General features: G+C 63.4%; 13 protein-coding genes and 1 pseudogene. All 14 read right to left on the bottom strand.

All coding sequences use genetic code 11. From position 1 onward, the window contains the following. Positions 1–26: 26 nt before the first annotated feature. Positions 27–809 (bottom strand): ethanolamine ammonia-lyase subunit EutC, encoded by a 783-nt coding sequence (eutC, locus tag B2828_RS07015; RefSeq protein WP_479632989.1) that lies wholly within the window; start codon positions 807–809, stop codon positions 27–29. A gap of 8 nt (positions 810–817) precedes the next feature. Then, on the bottom strand, positions 818–2,209 hold the full coding sequence (locus B2828_RS07010; RefSeq protein ID WP_479632988.1) for an ethanolamine ammonia-lyase subunit EutB: 1,392 nt from the start codon (positions 2,207–2,209) through the stop codon (positions 818–820). Positions 2,210–2,222: 13 nt separating this feature from the next. Further along, positions 2,223–3,737 carry an amino acid permease gene (locus B2828_RS07005; RefSeq protein ID WP_479632987.1) on the bottom strand — a complete coding sequence of 505 codons (1,515 nt, stop codon included), beginning with the start codon at positions 3,735–3,737 and terminating at the stop codon, positions 2,223–2,225. A gap of 247 nt (positions 3,738–3,984) precedes the next feature. Continuing rightward, positions 3,985–4,926, bottom strand: coding sequence for a methionyl-tRNA formyltransferase (gene fmt / locus B2828_RS07000; RefSeq protein ID WP_479632986.1), 942 nt, complete (start codon positions 4,924–4,926; stop codon positions 3,985–3,987). Positions 4,927–4,950: 24 nt separating this feature from the next. After that, positions 4,951–5,550 (bottom strand): adenylate kinase family protein, encoded by a 600-nt coding sequence (locus B2828_RS06995; protein ID WP_479632984.1) that lies wholly within the window; start codon positions 5,548–5,550, stop codon positions 4,951–4,953. A 157-nt stretch (positions 5,551–5,707) separates the two neighbouring features. After that, the gene (locus B2828_RS06990; RefSeq protein ID WP_479632983.1) at positions 5,708–6,142 is read right to left on the bottom strand and encodes a thioredoxin family protein; all 435 of its coding nucleotides are present in this window, start codon (positions 6,140–6,142) and stop codon (positions 5,708–5,710) included. 115 nt (positions 6,143–6,257) lie between these two features. Then, positions 6,258–7,421, bottom strand: a complete 1,164-nt coding sequence (locus B2828_RS06985) for a pyridoxal phosphate-dependent aminotransferase (RefSeq protein WP_479632982.1) — start codon at positions 7,419–7,421, stop codon at positions 6,258–6,260. Between the two features lie 25 nt (positions 7,422–7,446). Next, positions 7,447–8,616 (bottom strand): nucleoside-diphosphate kinase, encoded by a 1,170-nt coding sequence (locus B2828_RS06980; protein WP_479632981.1) that lies wholly within the window; start codon positions 8,614–8,616, stop codon positions 7,447–7,449. Between the two features lie 265 nt (positions 8,617–8,881). Beyond that, the gene (locus B2828_RS06975) at positions 8,882–10,252 is read right to left on the bottom strand and encodes a ClpP family protease (protein WP_479632980.1); all 1,371 of its coding nucleotides are present in this window, start codon (positions 10,250–10,252) and stop codon (positions 8,882–8,884) included. A 68-nt stretch (positions 10,253–10,320) separates the two neighbouring features. Continuing rightward, positions 10,321–11,151: a 50S ribosomal protein L11 methyltransferase gene (locus B2828_RS06970; protein ID WP_479632979.1), complete on the bottom strand. Its 831-nt coding sequence runs from the start codon at positions 11,149–11,151 to the stop codon at positions 10,321–10,323. A 29-nt stretch (positions 11,152–11,180) separates the two neighbouring features. Continuing rightward, the gene (locus tag B2828_RS06965) at positions 11,181–11,639 is read right to left on the bottom strand and encodes a DUF4864 domain-containing protein (protein ID WP_479632978.1); all 459 of its coding nucleotides are present in this window, start codon (positions 11,637–11,639) and stop codon (positions 11,181–11,183) included. A 65-nt stretch (positions 11,640–11,704) separates the two neighbouring features. Beyond that, positions 11,705–12,631: a substrate-binding domain-containing protein gene (locus B2828_RS06960; protein ID WP_479632977.1), complete on the bottom strand. Its 927-nt coding sequence runs from the start codon at positions 12,629–12,631 to the stop codon at positions 11,705–11,707. A 45-nt stretch (positions 12,632–12,676) separates the two neighbouring features. Then, positions 12,677–13,846, bottom strand: a complete 1,170-nt coding sequence (locus B2828_RS06955; RefSeq protein ID WP_479633368.1) for a hybrid sensor histidine kinase/response regulator — start codon at positions 13,844–13,846, stop codon at positions 12,677–12,679. Next, a pseudogene (locus B2828_RS06950) lies at positions 13,826–14,326 on the bottom strand (response regulator); the annotation flags it as partial. The pseudogene B2828_RS06950 and the gene B2828_RS06955, both read right to left, overlap by 21 nt. Between the last annotated feature and the right edge of the window lie 128 nt (positions 14,327–14,454).

Here is a 14,454-nt window from a genome sequence, read left to right as displayed (position 1 = left end):
TTGCGGCTAAGCCTATTCCCGTCCTCCTACTCCAACTCCGCCATCGCGCCGCCTTCCAGCTCCCCCGCGGTGTCCTTCAGATTGACGCCGCTCAGCCCCAGCTTGACCGATTCGGTCAGCAGGAATAGGAGCTTTTTCGCGGCATCAGCCGGGGATATTCCGCCGGGGCGGATGTTGGAAATGCAGTTGCGGTCGGCGTCCGTGCGGCCCACTTTGGGGCCAAAGGTCAGGTAGGCGCCGAGGCTGTCTGCAGAGCCGAGGCCGGGCCGTTCCCCCAGGAGCATGAGGCTCATTTTCGCCCGCAGAATCTCGCCCGCCTCGTCCTGAAGCGCCACGCGCCCGTGCCGGGCCACCAGGATCGGGGCGACCTTCCAGCCGCTCTCGTTGAGCAGCGGAAGCAGCGCGGCGAGCACCGGCTCGACCTGGCTGTTGGCCGCCAGCGTCGAGAGGCCGTCGGAGACGAGGATCAGCAGATCGGACGGGCCCGTTTTCGCAGCCAGCTCCACCAGTGCGGAGCGGGAGTGGAAGGAGAGCTTGCGGCCAAGGTCGGGCCGTTGCAGGTACTCCGCGCGGTCGCTGGCGGCGCTCTCGATGGTCTCCACCGGGAGGCCGAGCGCGGCAATTTTCTCGGCCAGCGCGTCGGGGTCAAAGGGCGTCAAGACGGCGTCGCGAGCGCGGGCATGGGCCAGCTGAAAGTCGAGCCGTTCCCGGACCGGCAGGCTGCCCCCGCTGCGCCCCAGCGCGATGCGGGCGGTGGTGAAGCGGCGCAGTTCAGTCCAGGGATCGAAGGTGGTAATTTCGTTCGGCATGGCGAGAATCATGAGGCGAGCGCGTCGAGTTGCGGAGCCAGCAAAGCATGGCGCGCGGTCACCGGCTCCAGGCGGCGACCATCGCGCATGAGTTTCATCTTCCCGAGCCACGCATCGAACTCCGGCGCGGGCTTGAGCCGCAGCGCCTGGCGCAGGTAGTGGCTGTCGTGGAAGCTCGTGGATTGGTAATTGAGCATGATGTCGTCCGCGCCCGGGACGCCCATGATGTAGTTGACGCCCGCGACGCCCAGAAGCGTAAGGAGCGTATCCATGTCGTCCTGGTCGGCCTCGCAGTGGTTGGTGTAGCAGACATCGCACCCCATCGGCAGGCCGAGGAGCTTGCCGCAGAAGTGGTCCTCCAGACCGGCGCGGATGATCTGCTTGCCGTCGTAGAGGTATTCAGGCCCGATGAAGCCGACGACCGTATTGACGAGCAGGGGCGAGAATTCGCGCGCAACGGCGTAGGCCCGAGCTTCCAGCGTCTGCTGATCGACGCCGTGATGCGCCCCGGCCGAAAGGCACGAGCCCTGGCCGGTTTCAAAGTACATGACGTTATCGCCCACGGTGCCCCGTTTGAGTGAAAGCGCCATCTCGCGAGCCTCCCCGAGGAGCGCGAGGTTGATGCCAAAGCTTTTATTCGCCGCTTCGGTTCCGGCGATGGATTGAAAAACGAGATCGAGCGGCGCGCCCGCTTCCATACAGCGCATGGAGGTGGTGACGTGGGCCAGGACGCACGATTGCGTCGGGATTTCGTAGTCGCGGATCAGCTGATCCAGGAGCCGCAGGAGCACGGTGGTCGCCGCGGGGCTGTCGGTCGCCGGGTTGATGCCGATGACCGCGTCGCCGCAGCCGTACATGAGGCCGTCGATGGTCGAGGCCGCGATGCCGCGCGGGTTATCGGTAGGGTGGTTGGGCTGGAGCCGCACGGCCAGCGTGCCGGGCAGCCCCAGGGTGTTGCGGAATTTGGTAACAACGCGAATCTTGCTCGCCACGAGGATTAAATCCTGGTTGCCCATCAGCTTGCTGACGGCGGCGGCCATTTCCGGTGTGATCCCGGGGGCCAGCGCCGATAGCGTCAGGGTATCAGTCTCGTAGCGCAGCAGGTAATCGCGAAATTCGCCCACGCTCAGGCCGCTCACCGGAGCGAAGGCGGCCTTGTCGTGGGTATCCAGGATGAGGCGCGTGACCTCATCCTGTTCGTAGGGAATCACCGGCTCCTCAAGGAAACGGGTGAGCGGCACTTCGGCCAGGCAGAGTTGCGCGGCAACCCGTTCCTGAGCGTTCTCAGCGGCCACCCCGGCGAGTTGATCGCCGGAGCGCAGCGGGCTGGCCTTGGCCAGGAGTGTTTTAAGATCGCGGAACTCGTAGTGAGTCCCCCCGAGTGCCAGATGGTAAGCCATGGTGCTCTAGCTCCTAGGCTTCTTCTCCGACGAGTTCGCCCTGCGCCTCAGCAGCTTCCTGGGCGAGCGTGGGCGGGCCTTTGAACACCCGCTTGACTCCGAGGAACCAAGCCACGACGAGGATTACGGCGAGCCCGGCGGTCACCGGCAGCGCGGCGTCGTTCGGCGGCTGGATGCCTGCGTAGATCAGAGCGACCACGCCGATGACGGAGATGACGCCGATGACGCGGTAGAGCACGGGACCCAAATCAAAGGGGCCCATTTTCTTCCAGCTCTTGCCGTAGACAAAGATGCCCGCGGCGGTCGGCATGACGTAGGAGATGTAGAGGAAGATGACGCAAGCGGTGGTCAGCGTGGTGTAAGCGGGAGCGTAGATGGTGGAGGCAAGCGCCAGGATCGCAGTGGTCCAGACGGCCGCGACGGGCACGCTGTGGGCCTTGGAAACCGTCTTGAGGAAGGACGGCATACCGCCGTCACGGGCAAAGGCGTAGGTCATGCGCGAGGTGGAGGTCACGCAGGCGAGGCCGCAGAGGAGGTTGGCCACCACGATGCCGAGCTCCAGCGGGAGCTTGAGCCAGGCCGGGATCACCTGATCCATGAGCCAGAAGAAAACGTTGCCGCCTTGCTTGGCGCCTTCCGCGATGCTCGGGAGGGCGATGACGAACCCGGCAACCATGATGAAGCCGAAGATGCCCGAAAGATAAACGGACCGGAGAATGCCCTTCGGCACGTTGGTCGCGGCGTTGACGGTTTCTTCGGAAGTATGGGCCGAAGCGTCAAACCCGGTGATGGTGTAGATCGGCCACAGCATGGCCAGGAGGATCAGGAAAGAGCCGTTGCCGCTGGAGGGCCAGACGTTGCCGCCAGCTTCACCGCTGAAATTGGTGAACTGGAAGAGGCGGGAAAAATCGTGCGTGGGCGCAAAGGCCAACATCGCGAGCATCAGGATGATGGAGACGGCGAAAATGAGGTAGCCGCTGAAGTCGGTCAGCTTGGTGGTAAGGCCCACCGCCTTGTGGTTCAGGAAGGCCTGAACGAAGAGGATGATCGATACGCCCGCGAACTGATGGACCAAAGTAAGCTTCGTGGGATCGACGCCGAAGAGCGGCAGGACGATATTGGCGAAAAGGGTGTACGCTCCGACGTCGACGGACGCCGTAACGAAGATGAGGCCCAGGAGGTTAAACCATGCGGCCCCCCAGCCCCAGCCTTTGCCGCCGAGAATGGAGCTCCAGTGGTAGAGGCCGCCCGCCGTGGGGTAGGCCGAGGCCACCTGCGCCATGCCCAGGGCCACGAGGAGGGCGAAGATAACGCCCACCGGCCAGACGATGCCGGCCGCTGCACCGCCAACGGCGCTCAACCCCAACTGAAAGGAGGTGATGCCGCCAGCAAGGATACAGATGATAGAGAAGGAGATGGCGAAGTTGGAAAACCCGGTCATTCGCCGTTTGAGTTCCTGGGAGTACCCCATTTTCTCCAACTGCTTAATGTCCGAGGATATGTCGATGTCGGTTGGTTCTGTTTTCATTTGAGCGGATGTTGTCGCACCCGCCCCCATCAGCATACGCAATGCCAGATAAAATTATCAGGCACATAAGATGTTACAAAAAGGTCACTTACACTTGACGATTGTCCTACCAAACCGTTTTTCGCCTAGATGCTGATTTGTGCAAAAAACGCCAAATCACCAAAATTCGCCCACCGATTGGTGATTTTTAATAAGGGAAACCCCGATACCGATCAGGCATTGCGGGGCATGGATGGGCTTCTCGCGCTTACCCCAGCTTCACGCCGGGAGCCAGCGGGTGGCCGGAGAGGAAATCGCGCACGGCCATGCGCCGTTTGCCTTCCATCTGGATCTCGCGCAGGAGGAGGGCCCCCTCGCCTGTGCCGACGAGGATGCCGCGTTTGTCGGCCCGCAGGACGATGCCCGGCTCGCCGCTCGATTTGCGGCACCGGATGACGGAGAAAACTTTGAGCTGCCGGGAGGGCCCGCCCGCGGCGTCGGGGATGCGCGTGGAGGAGGCGGGCCAGGGGTTGAGCGCCCGGACCTGCCGCTCGATAACGGCGCTCGGTGCCCGCCAGTCGATGAGGCCCGTTTCGCGCGAAAGCTTGGCGGCGTAGGTGGCCCGAGCGGTCTCCTGGGGGATGCGCGGGGCAGTCCCGGCCTCGATGAGTGGGAGGGCCTCGGCCAGGACGGCGGGCGAAAGGGCGGCCAGCCGGTCGTGGAGCGAGCCGCCGGTTTCGCGGCGGCGGATGGGCAGCTTGTGGGCCAGCAGCATGTCGCCGGTGTCGAGCCCCTCGTCCATCCACATGATGGTGGTGCCGGTTTCGCGGTCTCCGGCCAGGATGGCAGCCTGGATGGGTGCGGCCCCCCGGTGGGCGGGCAGGAGGGAGGCGTGGAGGTTCAGGCAGCCGAGGCGGGGAAGGTCGAGGATGGCTTTGGAAAGAATCTGCCCGTAGGCCATGACGACGATGAGATCAGGAGCGAAGGCGGCCAGCTCGGCGACGCTCGCGGCGTCCCGAATGCGCCGGGGCTGGAGGACGGGGATGCCGTGTTCCAACGCGAGCGCCTTGGTGGGCGGCGGGGTGAGGATCTGCTTGCGTCCGACCGGCTTATCCGGCTGAGCCACAACGGCGGCTACTTCGTGTTCCCGAATAAGCCACGCGAGGGCGGGTAGGCCGATATCGCCGGTTCCAATATAGACGACGCGCATGAATTCCCTTTTCCCCCGCTTTTTTTAGCCGAGGCTGTTGATGGTCGCGATGATCTCGCCCAGCACCTGCACGGGCGTCTGGGTGGCGTCGATGGTCTTGATGATCTGCTCGCCGCACTGCTCTGCGTAGTACTTAAGAACGGGCTGCGAGAGGGCGTCGTAGATGTTCAGGCGCTCGCGGATGACTTCTTCGTTGGCGTCATCGAGGCGGTTGTCTTTCAACGCCCGGCGCTGGAGGCGCTTGACGAGGGCCTCGCGATCGGGGCAGCAAAGGTGGAAGATTTTCCGCACATCGATCATTTCCTCCATGATCTGGGCCTGGTTGACGTTGCGCGGGATGCCGTCGAGCACCAGGGCGTCGACCTCGGGCCGGAAGTGGTGCGACCGCACGCAGTCGGCGATCCGGACTTTCCAGAGCTTGATGGTCAATTCGTCGGGCACGAGCTCGCCACGGCCGGAAAAGTAAAGAAACGACTGGCCCAATTCCGTCCGGGTATCCAGGGAGCGAAACACGTCACCGCACGCACAGTGGAAAAACTGGGGGAGCGTTCCCAAAGTAACGCCTTGGGTTCCCTTGCCGCTGCCGGGAGGGCCGAAAATGAGGTAAGTTTTGTATCGTGCCATGATTGGATGGGGTGCCTCGCGGTAACGCAAAAGTGCGATTTTGCGAGCAATTAAACCCTACAACTCAAAAGCCAAGCGCGGCAATGCTTTTCCGTCATTCCCCCCACGGGAGGTTCAATCCATCCCGTGGGATCCCCCTTCTCATGCGGCAAACGTTCTACCGCTTGGCCGCTTTTTCAACCGAGGCGATGTAGGGGCGCGGACCGCCCGGCTGGTAGCCGAGTTTGCCGGCCACGGAGCCGTCGCTATTGAGTACCAGTACCGTCGGGAAGGACCTTACGCCGTAGCGGGAGGCCAGTTTTTCGTTCTGCGCGCTCACCGAGGCGGGTAAGCGGTGGCCGCGGGGAAAGTCGACCTTCAAGAGCACGAGGTTCTTGTCGGCGAAGGTCTTGAACTCGGAGGTGGAGAAGACCTCCCTATCGAGTTTCATACACCAGCTGCACCAGTCGGACCCGGTGAAGTCGGCCAAGACCGATTTGTTCTGCGCTTTGGCGGTTTTAAGCGCCTGGCTGTAATCGTTCAGCCATGGCGCGGCGGAAACAAAGACGCTCATCGCCAGCAGGGCGCCCATGGATAAAAGTAGACGTTTCATGGGGTACGCTCGTCCAATTCCCGCAAAAAACCACCCCGCCCGATGCAAAAAAAACACCCCCGTGGGTACTCCCACGAGGGTGTTGGAATTGGCTAAAATATCAGCAAGGCTGAGTCTACAGCGTGCGGCAGAATTCCTCAAACCGGTCGAGGCCCTTCTTGAGGAGGTCCATGCTGGTCGCGTAGCTAAAGCGGATGGTGCGGTCGTCGCCAAAGGCGATGCCGGGGACCACGGCCACGTTGGCTTTGCTCAGCAGGCGGTCGGCGAAATTCTGCGAGGTCAGGGAGAGCCGGGAGATGTTCGCCAGGATGTAGAAGGCGCCCTGCGGCTTGACGACCGAGAGGCCCTTGATGCCCGAGAGGCGGCCGTACATGTAGTCGCGGCGCATCTGGAATTCCTCGCGCATGTCGATCACCGGCTGCTGGTCGCCCTTGAGCGCGGCGATGCCGCCCTGCTGGGCAAACGAGCACGGGTTCGAGGTGCTGTGGCTCTGGAGGGAGTCGATGGCGCGGGCCACGGACTCAGGCGCTCCGAGGTAGCCCAAGCGCCAGCCGGTCATCGCGTAGGCTTTGGAGAAGCCGTTGACGGTGATGGTGAGGTCGTAGGCTTCCGGGGAAAGGGAGGCGATGGAGACGTGCTTGACGTCGTCGTAGGTGAGCTTCTCGTAGATTTCGTCGGCCAGGATCAAGATGCCTTCCTCGTCGGCTACGTTGACGATGGCTTCGAGTTCCTCGCGGGTGTAGACGGCGCCGGTCGGGTTGCCCGGGGTGTTGATGATCACCATCTTGGTGCGCGGGGTCATCGCTTCCTCGAACTGCTCGGCGGTCATCTTCCAGCCGTTCTCTTCGGTGGTCTGGACGAATACGGGCTCGCCACCGGCCAGGCGGACCATTTCCGGGTAGCTGACCCAGTAGGGAGCCGGGATGATGACTTCATCGCCGGGCTCGACCGTGGCGAGGATGGCGTTGAAGCAGGAGTGCTTGGCGCCGTTGGAGACGATCACCTGGTGCGGCTTGTAGTCGATGCCGTTGTCCTTGAGGAATTTTTCGCTGATTGCCTCGCGCAGTTTCGGCATCCCCGAGCTGGGGGTGTATTTCGTAAACCCGCTGTCGAGGGCGGCCATGGCCGCGGCCTTGATGTGCTCGGGTGTGTCGAAGTCCGGCTCCCCGGCCCCGAAGCTGCAGATGTCAATGCCGTCGGCTTTGAGCGCCTTGGCCTTGCTGTCAATGGCCAGGGTGAGCGACGGGGTGAGAATGGTGGCGCGTGAGGCGAGATCCATAAGCTGATTTGGTTGGAATTGGAGTTTAGAGACTTCCGTAGAAGCTTTCGACGAAACTCTTAAAGTTATTTTCGCCGATGTTGATGATGCCCATTTCCCGCCGCGCATTGTCGGGGGAATCGGAGGCGTGGGCGGCGTTGACCATGATGGTCTGGCCAAATTCGCGGCGAATCGATCCGGGAGGCGCTTTGGAGGGGTCGGTCGGCCCGAGGACTTCGCGGATCTTGCGAACGGCGTCTACGCCTTCGTAGACGAGGGCGATGGTCTTTTCAGAGCCGGGTTCGGCCCGTTTTTCCTCCGGACACTCGCTGGGGCGACAGCCGGACATGAACTTGACGATTTCCTCCCAGTTGGCCTGGCCGTTAACGGGGCCGAGGATGTCGCCGAGCTGCTTCTGGACGTCGTCGTTGAGCATGATGCCCAGCTCCTGCTCGATGGCGAGCCGGGCGATAGGGCCGGTGCGTTCGCGGAAGATTTTCCTCAGGACGTCGAGGACGGGGCCGTAGAATTCGCAGGCCTGGGCGACGCTCATGAAGTGGACCTTGGTGCCGATGATGGTGAGGCCCGTGCGGGAGAAGACGTCGATAACGGCGCCGGGGCGGAAGTTGGGGAAGCGGAAGTTATCCGGCTTGATGAGGACCAAGGTGCGCTGGACTTCGCCGCTCTCAGCGGAAAGCGCGGTCCCTTCCAGGATGCCGCCGTCGCTATCGGAGAGGCGGGCCCAGAGCTTGAGGTTGCGCTCGGCGGCCACGGCGTCGGGAGGACAGAGGACGGCGGGCTCGAAGTAGACGACTTTTCCGGCGGCGTCGGTGATGTAGTCGCCGTAGGTATCGCGGATGGTTTCACCGGCGGGGGCTCCCGTGGTGATGGAGCCGACGGCGGCGCGAAGCTTGGCTACGGCGTTTTCGCCGCGGAAGAGGAGGAGCAGTACGCGGGGCTTGGCATCGGCCTCGTTCGGCAGGAAATGATGCAGGACGTAGTCGCGGATAAGCTCCTGGGCGGCGTGGTGACGGGGTTCGGCGTCGGTGACGAGGGTTGAAGCATAGGTTTCAACAAGCTCGTTGCTCGGGCTGTACATCCGCGCACGGATGAGATCGAGCCCGGTTCGGGAGATGAGACGCGAGATGATGCCCCCGGTCCGCGACTTGCGGATCGAGTACGGCGTCACCAAAACGTAGGACAGTTCTTCGGCCATAAAGATGAAAATTGCCTGCGCCGAGCGGCCGAAAAGCGGCTTTTCAGGGCGTTTTCCGGGCCAAACCAGCGTAGGCAGAGTGGTTTTTTTTCGGTAATTTCGAAAGGAAAAGCTAACGGGGCGGTAAGGCGGGCGTCAACGTCTTTTTCGGTTGGCGGCAAAACTCTCCTCCGCAGGGGGGCGGCCCCCTCGCTTTCTAGGACAAGTTTAACAGGCTCAGGAGGATTCGTCCCCAAAAACCTCTCCTGCAACGCCGAGGCCCGGGTTACTGGGCCACCCGGTAGTAGTTATCCGGATTGTAGAGGTAGTAGCAATCCAGGGGGCCGGGCTTGGGCAACAGGATGAAGTGCTTGCCGTTGCCGTCGACATCCTCCTTGGCAAGGGGGAAGCGGGTGGGTGGCCGGGGGGTGGCGTTGAGGTCGGGGTTTTTGACGAGCGATTCCTCGCGGATGGTCTCGGCGACGTCGTCGACCCACTTGAGCTTCCGAGCGTTGTCGCCGAATTCCCGCCAGTCGCCGGTGATGCGGTTTTTGTACATCTCTTTGATGAACTCTTCCAGGCTGATGCCCATCTTTTTGGCCACGGGGGAGGCGAGGCGGCGCCACCATTCCTCGATTTCCTTCATGCTCTCCTTCTGTTCGGTAACGTTGCCGAAGATGCCGGACATCATCTGGTGGTGGAGGATGATGGCGTTGGGGTAGGCGTAGGAGTGCCGGGCGAGCGTGGTGATGCCCGCGGCCATGCTCGCGGCGAAGGACTTGACGACGACGTAGACCGGGGCGGGGCTCCCCTCCATGGCTTTGAGGATTTTATACCCGGCCATGACGGAGCCGCCCGGGGAGCGGTCGATGACGATGAAAATGGGGTATTCCTGGCTCTGGTTGTTAAAGTAGTCGATCCGCTCGGCAACGTAGTCGGCGGTGTCCATGAGGATGATATCGTTCAAGGCGATGCGGCGGTCGCTGATGGTGAGCACGCCGTTTTTGAACGGTTCCTTGGTGTAGGCGATGTCGCGGTCGACGCGGTTTTTCCACTGGTCGCGCTTCTCTCGCAGGTCGATCTCGGAGTTGAGCTTGGCGACTTGCATCTCGAACTCGGAGCGGGCGAGCATGAGTTCCTTGGTCTTGAGCTGGACCTCCAGGTCGCGGGCCTGGATTTCGCGGGTCTTGTTGGCGGCCTCGGCGGCGGCGACGTCGGCTTGGAGGCGGGTTTTCTCCAGTTTGCCGCGCAGTTCGGCCAGTTCGGCGTCGGTTTTGTTCTTCCGCTCGGCTTCTTCGCGGGCGAGGCGCTTCTGGATCAAGTCGGTTTGCTTGGCAAGCTTGTCGATCTGGGCCTGGGTGGCGGCTAGTTCGCCCTGTAGTTTGGCCTGGGCGACGCCGTTTTCGAGTTCCAGGCGCTGTTTTTCGGCGGTGAGGGCGGCGAGGGATTTTTTGAGCTCCTGCTCGGCGATGCCATTTTCGAGGGTCAGCTTTTCCTGCTTGGTTTTAAGCTCTGCGAACGGGCCCGGCGTGGCGGAGGGGGCGGCCGAGGGGCTCGCAGCGGGGGTGGGCGATGGGGACGACGGGGTCTGAGCCCCAAGCGGGCTCCCGAGGAGTAGGAAGCAGCACAAGCCTGCCGTGGCGAGGTACGGTTTCATAGAGGGTTTTGGGCGTTTTTAGCGCGCATGAAGGCGAAGTGCAACGGCCAACCGCGTCCCGGGAGCGCTTATTTCGCTCCCTTTTTCCGCCCGAGCAGGCTGACCCATTTGCCTTTGTGGATGGCTTGCTCGAAGGTGAATCCGCGTTTGCCAAAGGCGGCGAGGACTTCTTTTTCCTGGATGACGAGGATACCCGAGAGGATGAGCGCTCCGCCGGGCCGGACGGCGGCGGTGATGGCGTCGGCGGCTTGGATGAGGACCTGGCTAAAGAGGTTGGCGGCCACGACGGCCCACTGGCGCTTGGGGGCCCAGGCGAGGACGTCCCGCTTGAGCATGGCGACGGACCCGGCTTGGTTGAGCTCGATATTCTCCTTGGCGGTGCGGACGGCGTGGGGGTCGAAGTCGCACCCCTCGACTTTGCGCGCGCCGAGCTTGGCGGCGGCGATGGCCAGGATGCCGCTGCCGCTGCCAAGGTCGAGGAAGTCCCAGGGGCCGGTCGGTTCGGCGGAAAGGTCGCACAGGAGCCTAAGGCAGGAGGCGGTGGTGGCGTGGTCGCCGGTGCCGAAGGCCATGGCGGCGGGGATGATGACGACGGGGCGGGAGTCGGTGAGCTGCCGTGCGGTTTTCTCGGAATCAACGACCCAGAGGCGGTTGCGGATGGCAAGCGGCTTGCGGGCGGGCGGTTCGCTGATCGGCTTGTCTTTGATTTCGCGAAGCTGGCCGCCAAACTGCCGAACAAGCCCTTCGCCTTCTTTCTTGGTCAGGCCGTAGGCTTCGATGCGCAGGGATTTGTGGTTGGCCAGGCGGACGACGGCCAGCCGCGTGGGGCCGACGATTTGCAGGCGTTCGAGCCAGGCATCCTCCCACTTGGCAGAGGTCAGTTTTCTCCAGGTAAGCATATTGGGGTTAAGAAAAGGTCAGGGGGCGGCTAGCTTCTTAGGCCGCCCATTCGCAGGGCCTGGCGCGAGGGGGCCAGCCAGCGGGTGCCTTCGATTTTCCACTTCTGCGCCTCGCTAACCAGGGAGTAGACGCAGGGGGTAACGGTGCCGTCGCGGCCGATAAAAAAGACTTCCACCACGGCCCGGCGGCCCCGGCGCTGCCAGGGGCCAAACTCGACCCGCACGGCCTGGCCCATGCGGGCGCTCTCGTTGCGCACCTGGTCGGCAAAGCGCTCCGGCGGGCATTTCTCCCGCACCGTGGCCGAGGTCTGCCGGTAGGCGGAGGGGTAATCGCCGCTGCGGCAGGCTTCCATCTGGCCGCGGACGGCTTCGAAGAGATCGGCCGGTTTGAGCTGATCCTCTCCCGGGCCTCCAAAGCGGCCCAGGGCCGCCACGGCGCATATGGCGAAAAAGAAGAGGACGAGCGTGATTTTGCCGCGCGGGAACATGAAGGAGGGGGGATTATTCCAGCTTTTCGCGCCGTCTGCGAGCGGATTTTAGCGCGGGCCTGGGGTCAGTGGCTGCTGCCGCTGGTTTTCTTGCGGGCGGCCTCGATTTCCTGGACCGTGAGGTAGCCGTACTGCTTGAGGATGGCTTGGCCGCGCTCGCCGGTCATGAAGTCGATGATGACCTTCACGGCACCGGTGGGCCGGTCGTTGGTGACGAAGCCAAGGGGCCGGAAGAGCGGATAGGTTTTGTTGAAAATGTTCTCGTAGGTCGGGTCGATGACTTTGTTCGCGTCGTTCTTGAGGGAGACGGCGTAGACGTTCTGGTTATCGACAAAGGCTGGGGGCAGGAGCGAGACGGCTCCCGGGGTAAATTCGAGCATGTTGCGCGTTTCCTGCATCGACTTGACGCGGCCGCCTTTCCAGACCGGCGCTTTGCGAATCTCCCCGTAGAGCCACTGGACGAGCATTTCCCAGTTGCCGCGCCCTTCTTCCTGGACGAAGAGGCGGATCTTGGTATCCGGCCCGCCGAGCTGCTTCCAGGAGGTGATGTCCCCTTCGTAAATGCCGCGCATTTGCCCGGCGCTCAGCGAGTGGACGCCGGCGTTCCAGACGTCCTGCGATACGGTGAGCAGCAGCACCTGGATGCCGAGGGGCGTTTCGACGAGCTGCATTTCCGGGTTGTTGGCCCGGTCCACGGGGGTCAGTTCGCGGCTGGAAAGCGCCATGTTAACGCTGCGCTCGGAGAGGGCATCCAGGCCGTTGCTCGTCCCGCCCGCCGAGCGCAAAACCAGCTCGATATTCCGCTCGGAGCGGAACACCGGGACGGCGTCCGAGAGCGGCAGGGCGACGGCGATGGAGCCGCAGGCGCGCACGATGTCCTGGCCGGGCTGGGCCAGTTGCGCCCGGGCAAGCTGCGCCTGCACGCCGCACCAGAGCATCAAGCCCAGCGTCAGGTTGCGGGCGAGAGCGGCGATTTGGCAAATCGAAGGCATGGGTTAAAGGATGAGCGATCTCCAGGGAAAGTGCAAGAGCCCGGGTTACTTTGGGCGCGGCGATTTCTTGCCCAGTTCGCGGATGCACTGGAGGACGGCGGGCTTGCGCAGCGGGATGGGCAGGATGGCGTCGATGCCCCAGGGGGCGGAGTCGATCGCCCCTTCGTGGGATAAAAGCACCAGCCGCACGGAGGCGAGCGAGGGCTCGGAGCGGATTTTCGAGGCGAGCGGCAGGGCGTCCTCCTCGGGAACGTTGAGGAAGACGAGCTCGAAGGGTAAGCCGCCGGGAGCACGCAGCATCCGGAGGGTTTCCTCGGCATCGGCCGCGCCGCAAACGGGGAAGCCGAAGTAGTGCAGCTGGTTCTCGATGAGGCGGCGAACGCTCTCCCGGCCATCGACGATGAGCACGCGCTGCGCCTCGGGCTCGGGAGTGTCCGCGAGCTCGGGCTGCGCGACCCCGTTCTTCTGTTTCAGGAACGCCATGGTGAAGCGGAAAATGGAGCCTTTCCCCGGCGCGCTCTCCAGGCCGATGTGGCCGCCCATCAGCTCGACGAGTTCGCGGCAGATGGCCAGGCCCAGCCCGGCGCCCCGACCGTCGTGCGGCGGCAGTTCGCCCCCCTTGCTAAAGGGCAGGAAGATGCGGGTCTGCGCCTCGACGGGGATGCCGCATCCGGTGTCCTGCACCTCGAAGCAGAGGATGGCTTGAAGCTCCGTCTCGCTGAGCTGGGTGACGCGCAGGGCGACGGCTCCCTGGGTGGTAAACTCCAGGCCGTTGACGACGAGGTTGGCCAGCACCTGGCGCAGGCGCTCCGGGTCGCCCTTGAGGCATGTTGGGGTCCTGGGGGGGATCATGGCCGCCAGGTAAAGGCCCTTGGCGGCGGCCGCCCCCTCCATCGCGCCCAGGAGTTCCTCGAATAGGTCAGCCAGGTCGAAGTTAACCGCTTCCAGCTTTACCTTGTGGGCCTCCATGCGGGAGAAGTCCCGGACATCGCCCACGAGGCGTTCGAGGTTCTCGGCGGTGTGCCGGATCGACTTGATCCCGCGGCGCTCTTCGACCTCAGTGGCGGTCCCTTGCAGGAGGCGCTCGGCCTTTTGCACGATGCTCTGGATGGGCGTGTTGAGCGCCTTGGTGAGGGAGGAAAGGAAATCGCTCTTGGCCTGGGTGGCCTTGCCGAGCTGTTCGTTGGCAGCGACGAGGGCGGTGTTGCTGGCCACCAGGGCCTGCTGGCTGCGCCGCAGCGCCTCAAAGGCTTCGTTGCGCTGGATGCGGTGCCAGGCCGAGGTGGAGTGATACCGGATGCGGGCGAGCAGCTCGAGGCGGTCAGGCAGCTTGACCATGTAATCGTTGGCCCCCGCGCTAAAGAGGGCGCTCTTGGTCTCGGGCTCCTCCTTGGTGGAGAGGACCACGATGGGCGTGTACATGGTTTCCGGGTTGGCCCGGAACTTCCGCAGCAGCGTCAGGCCGTCCACGCCGGGCATGACGAGGTCGAGCAGAATGACGGTCGGCTTAAGATCGCGGGCTACGGAAAGCGCCTCGATGGGGTTGGAGCAGTAATGCAGGTCGATACCCGGTTCGTCGGCCACGGCGCGCTGGAGGGCGGCGGCGACCAAGGCCTGGTCGTCCACCAGTAGCACGAGCGCGGGGCAATCGTCGGGCTGAGCCGCCCAGTAGTCAGATTTCGTTTCGGCTGTCATTCCATTCTTGCATGACTTTGGCATAGCAGTCGGGGCACAGGCTGTGGCTGAAGGTCACATCGGTGTGCTCGGAGAGGTAGCTGTCGATCTGGTGCCAGTAGTTTTTGTCGTCGCGAATCTTCTTGCAC

The sequence above is a fragment of the Spartobacteria bacterium UBA695 genome (genome assembly GCA_002298145.1).
In the GTDB taxonomy this organism is placed as follows: Bacteria; Verrucomicrobiota; Verrucomicrobiia; order Chthoniobacterales; family Chthoniobacteraceae; genus UBA695.
The sequence above is the reverse complement of the archived record's forward strand: the minus strand, read 5'-3'. Positions and strand labels throughout refer to the sequence as shown.